This is a genomic window from Maribacter sp., assembly GCF_049667165.1.
Classification (GTDB): Bacteria; Bacteroidota; Bacteroidia; order Flavobacteriales; family Flavobacteriaceae; genus Maribacter_A.
Genome location: NZ_JBATHS010000043.1, coordinates 1 through 5296, shown reverse-complemented (window position 1 = coordinate 5296; position 5296 = coordinate 1). Strand labels below are relative to the sequence as shown.

Here is a 5296-nt window from a genome sequence, read left to right as displayed (position 1 = left end):
TTTATAAGGGTTTTTAACTCCTCTAACTCGGGTTTATAGACATCAAAGACCAATTCATCATGCACCTGTAATAACATTTTGGTTTTATACTTGCCCTCGCTTAGTTTTTTATGGATGTTGATCATCGCAATTTTGATGATATCCGCTGCGCTTCCTTGTATGGGAGCATTGACGGCATTGCGTTCGGCTGCCCCACGTACGATGGCATTGCTACCATTAATATCCTTTAAATAACGGCGTCTACCCAGTACGGTTTGTACATATCCATGGTCACGGGCAAAGTCGATTTGTTCGCTGATATAGTTTCGAAGCTTTGGATAGGTCTTATAATAGGTTTCTATCAATTCCTTGGCTTCGGTCCGGGATAGATCGGTCTGGTTGCTCAACCCAAAAGCCGATACCCCATAAATGATTCCGAAGTTCACGGTTTTGGCATTGCTGCGCTGTTCCCGGGTCACTTCTTTCAAGGGTATATTGAAAACTTTGGAAGCCGTGGAGGCATGAATATCCTCTCCATTCTTAAATGCTTCGATCATTGTGGTCTCTTCGCTCAAAGCTGCGATAATCCTCAATTCGATCTGAGAATAATCCGCGGCTAGAAGCGTGTAATTTTCATCCCTCGGCACGAATGCTTTTCGTACTTGTCGCCCCCTTTCGGTTCTGATAGGGATATTCTGTAGATTGGGATTGTTACTACTTAAACGTCCTGTCGCGGCAACGGTTTGCATATAATCGGTATGGACCCTTCCTGTGGAGGGTTCTACCTGTTCGGGCAGTGCATCTACGTAGGTGCTTTTGAGTTTGCTCAATCCTCGATATTCGAGGACATCCCGAATGATTTGATGGTCTTTGGCCAAATATGACAATACATCTTCTGCCGTGGAATACTGACCTGTTTTTGTCTTTTTGGGCTTGTCGACCAATTTTAATTTGTCAAAGAGTATTTCGCCCAATTGTTTGGGGGAGGCAATATTGAATTCTTGGTCGGCTTCTTGATAAATTTTTGTTTCCAGATTTTTAATGTCATTGTCCAGATCCTCAGAGAGCGAATGCAAAAATTCCTTATCCAGATTAATTCCTTCCAATTCCATATCGGCCAAAACATGCAAGAGCGGAATTTCAATGGTCTCAAAAAGCTCTTCCGTTTTGGCTTCGGCCAATTCAGGTCTAAAATGCTGTGCCAATTGAAAGGTAATATCGGCATCCTCAACGGCATATTCGGTCTGTTGCTCCAAAGGCACATCCCGCATGCTCAATTGGTTTTTGCCTTTTTTGCCGATGAGTTCAGTAATCGATACCGGGGTATAATTCAAATAAGTTTCAGATAGTACGTCCATATTGTGGCGCATATCGGGATTGATCAGATAATGGGCCAACATGGTGTCAAAACACTTGCCTTTCACCTGAATATCATATTTATGCAACACTTTAATGTCGTACTTCAGATTCTGACCTATCTTCTCAATGCCCTCAGCTTCAAAAAAGGGTCTCAAGTGCTCCATAAGTTCTTGGGCTTGCTCTTTGTTTTCAGGAAAGGGGACATAGAATCCTTTTCCAGCTTCCCATGAAAAGGCGATACCCACCAACTCGGCAGTAAGCGGATTCAATCCTGTGGTCTCTGTATCAAAGCAGACCGAATGCTGTTTCATTACATTTTGCATAAAGAGTTTCAAGGCCATAGTACCGGTAACACTCTGGTAAACATGAGGAACATCTTTTATGGTCTTTCTTCCTGATGTTTCCTTGATAGTGGCCGGGGCATTGCCATCGTTCCCAAAGAGGGAGAACTGTCCGCCGCCAGCTTCTACCGGTGCCTTCGAAGTAGGTGCCTTACCTCCTGAATCATTTTGAGGTATTTCTGGCTCACCAGAGAATATCTTAATGAACTGGTCCTTTAATCTTCTAAATTCGAGTTCTTCAAAAATTTCTTGCACTTTGCCACCATCTGGCTCAGAAAGGATATAATCATCTGCATCAAAAGTTACATCTACGGTGGTGCAAATAGTAGCTAGTTTTTTTGAGAGCAGACCTAGTTCGCCATTTTCCTCTACCTTCTCTTTCATTTTCCCCTTTAGCTTATCGGTGTTGGCCAAAAGTTCTTCCAAAGAACCAAATTCCTCAATGAATTTTTTGGCGGTCTTGTCACCTACACCTGGGAGTCCAGGAATATTATCACTGGCATCGCCCATCATACCCAGATAGTCAATGACCTGTTCAGGTCGCTCAACTCCAAAACGTTTTTGTATTTCGGGAATCCCCCATATTTCAATACCATTGCCCATTCGCCCAGGGCGGTACATAAAAATATTTTCTGAGACCAATTGCCCGAAATCCTTATCCGGGGTAACCATATATACTTTATAATCCTCTTTTTCGGCTTGTTTGGCCAAGGTGCCGATGATGTCATCGGCTTCCCAACCTTCTTGAACGACGACAGGAATATGCATGGCCTTTAAGATTTCCTGTATATAGGGTACCGCTATTTTTATGGCATCTGGAGTTTCAAGCCGATTCGCTTTGTACTCTGGGAACATTTCCGTTCTCTCGGCACTTCCCCCTTTGTCAAAACAAACGGCCAAATGGTCTGGTTTCTCCCTTTTTATCACATCGAATAGGGAATTCGTGAACCCCATAATGGCAGAAGTGTCCATTCCCTTGGAGTTGATCCGTGGATTTTTGATCAGGGCATAGTACCCACGAAAGATCAATGCGTAGGCATCCAAGAGAAAAAGTCGTTTTTGTTCGGCCATTATGAAAGTTTAAGGTGCGAGGTTAAAAGTACAAATTGAATTAGAAAAAGAATCTAAGAATTACCAATTATGAATCATAACGGTATTAAAATGAATTCTATTCTTTAATATGATAAAAAGGAATTGACCATTCTTTGAATTCAGAATCTTTAAAAACTTTCTTTACTTTTATAGTATGATTTCCCGTAGAAATCCCAGTTAAGTCAATATGTCCCAAAATACCAAACTGTTGTGTGTTGATATGTTCGCTTTTTATGAAATCAATAGCTTGAGGCTTATTGTCTATAAAAAGGCGATGAGAGTTTTGATAGCAGTTGAGATTAGCAATTCTTCGTTTTTTTTGGACTTCTTCATCTAATTTGGAGAAGAAAGATGTTTTAGGTAGACCACAATGATTTTCTAATAATACTCTCTCATGTTCGAAAATTGGGACAAAGATTTCTAAAATAGGAGAATCTACAACATCCGATTTTATTTCCGGGGCTAATAAAAAACTGTTTTTACTATTTAGGGATTGGTAGAAAAAACTGTGCTTTTTTGAGGTATCTAATTCGCGTTCATGATTTAATAAATAACGGAAATTTGAATCAAACATTTTCACCATTCCAAAAACAAACCCAATAAACAGCATAAATATTACCATTTTTATAAGCCCTTTTTTCTTTTTAAAATTTGAGCCAAAAACCATGGTGATTTGTAAAATGCTTTTTTGAAAAGGACCATATAGGATTAAGGCTCCCCAACGAGCATAAAGAAAATATAAATGTTGTATGGTTTGGTTGCCATGAAACTTTTTAATGTTAGCAGGAATTGAGATTATCATCCCAAAGATGATTAATGACCCAGCCACAATCAATGGAACTAGTAACACCCAAAGAGGTAAGGTGTCTTTGAGTAAATTAAAACAGATGAGATATAAACTAGAAGTAGCAGCAATGTACAAATAGATAAGCATTAGGCCGAACGCAGCTGAAAAAATAACACTACATAATTCGTCGATTTTCCTGATGCTATTCGAAAGTTTGGGCAATATCGATAAGATTTTTTTCGTATAAATGGGAGAATAAGCGCTGTCTTCCAAGCCATAATCCGGAAATACCGAATTTAATCCTACCAATCCAATCCAATAGGCCCTTAAGACAAAATGTATCGCGAACATAGCGGCTAGTATACCAACAGCTAAATAGCCAGATACCGTAATGTAATACCCAAAAATATATTGGTTGGGGTCGAGGTAGTCTATGAACTGTATTACCAACCAATCTAAGGCAAAAAATGATTTCAAAATGGCAAATATGGCAACAGCAGAAACCAATAACTCAGCTTCCCAGCTCTCATCTTTTAATCGCTGAAGCCAGCTTTTATTTTTAGTTGGGAATTGGTTATTATCGGTTTTGGTCATTTTATGAGTAGTTGAAATGTTCAGGAATTAAGATTTTAAAAAGCTTTCCGAAATGTTATTCACATGCCCTGCCTCAGAATATTGTCTATATGTAAAACCGGGTTGAATACAGTAACTGCCTGTTTCCCCTTTTTTGTTCATGGCGATAAAACCGATTTGAAAATCGGTATTATCCTTATTTTTGGCGATGATGCGTCTTACACCTTCTTCACAGGCCTCTTGAGGCGACTTCCCCTGCCGCATCAATTCCACGATCAAAAAGCTACCCACGGTACGGACCACTTCCTCCCCAACCCCGGTAGCGGTTGCCCCACCGACTTCATTATCGACGAACAATCCAGCTCCAATAATCGGGGAATCCCCAACGCGACCGGCATATTTATACGCCATGCCGCTAGTTGTACAGGCCCCTGAAATATCCCCGTTAACATCAATGGCCAACATGCCGATGGTATCGTGGTTTTCAATGTTGATTATAGGTTTGTATTCCGCTGTTTTTTTCCACTCCAACCATTCCTGTTTTGATTTTTCGGTAAGCAGGTTTGTTTTCTCAAAGCCCATTTCATAGGCAAACTGCTCGGCACCTGTACCAGCCAACATCACGTGGGGCGTTTCTTCCATTACTTTTCTTGCTACCGATATAGGGTGTTCAATATTCTGCATACAGAGTACGGCACCACAATTCCCATCCTTATCCATGATACAGGCATCCAAGGTTACATTTCCGTTTCGGTCGGGCCGACCTCCTTTGCCCACGGTTTGGTTGGTTACATCGGCCTCTTCGATCCTAACACCTTGCTCAACGGCATCCAAGGCACTTCCTCCTTTTTTTAATACTTCCCAGGCTTTTGCCGTGGCATTTTCAAAATTCCAAGTGCAGATTGCAATAGGTTTTGTCCCGATGGAATCTTCAACAACATTTGGCCCAATTTTCGGTTTGTCTTGGCAGGTTGCCAATAGGGGGGCAGAAATCATTCCTGCGGTAAGGGTACTGGAATTTTTTAGGAACTTTCTTCGTTTCATCAGCGGGTGTTACTTAATTTTAGGGTGTTAAATATAAGCAATATGTTAGTAGAAGTTTGTGCCAATTCATTGGAATCTGCCCTGAATGCCGAAAAAGCCGGAGCTGATAGGATTGAGCTGT

4 protein-coding genes are annotated in these 5296 nt (G+C 40.9%); 1 reads left to right on the top strand and 3 read right to left on the bottom strand.

The annotated features are described in order from the left end of the window. The 3 genes from polA to WBM98_RS02215 form a co-directional block, all read right to left on the bottom strand. Window positions 1-2750: DNA polymerase I (polA, locus tag WBM98_RS02225; RefSeq protein ID WP_424364390.1), on the bottom strand; the 2750-nt coding region annotated here is incomplete at its 3' end. 97 nt (window positions 2751-2847) lie between these two features. Next, window positions 2848-4152, bottom strand: a complete 1305-nt coding sequence (locus WBM98_RS02220; RefSeq protein ID WP_424364389.1) for a hypothetical protein — start codon at window positions 4150-4152, stop codon at window positions 2848-2850. Window positions 4153-4179: 27 nt separating this feature from the next. After that, on the bottom strand, window positions 4180-5175 hold the full coding sequence (locus tag WBM98_RS02215; RefSeq protein ID WP_424364388.1) for an isoaspartyl peptidase/L-asparaginase family protein: 996 nt from the start codon (window positions 5173-5175) through the stop codon (window positions 4180-4182). Between the two features lie 42 nt (window positions 5176-5217). Here WBM98_RS02215 and WBM98_RS02210 point away from each other — a divergent pair. Then, window positions 5218-5296, top strand: a 79-nt coding sequence (locus tag WBM98_RS02210; protein WP_424364391.1) for a copper homeostasis protein CutC, incomplete at its 3' end; no start/stop codon positions are given.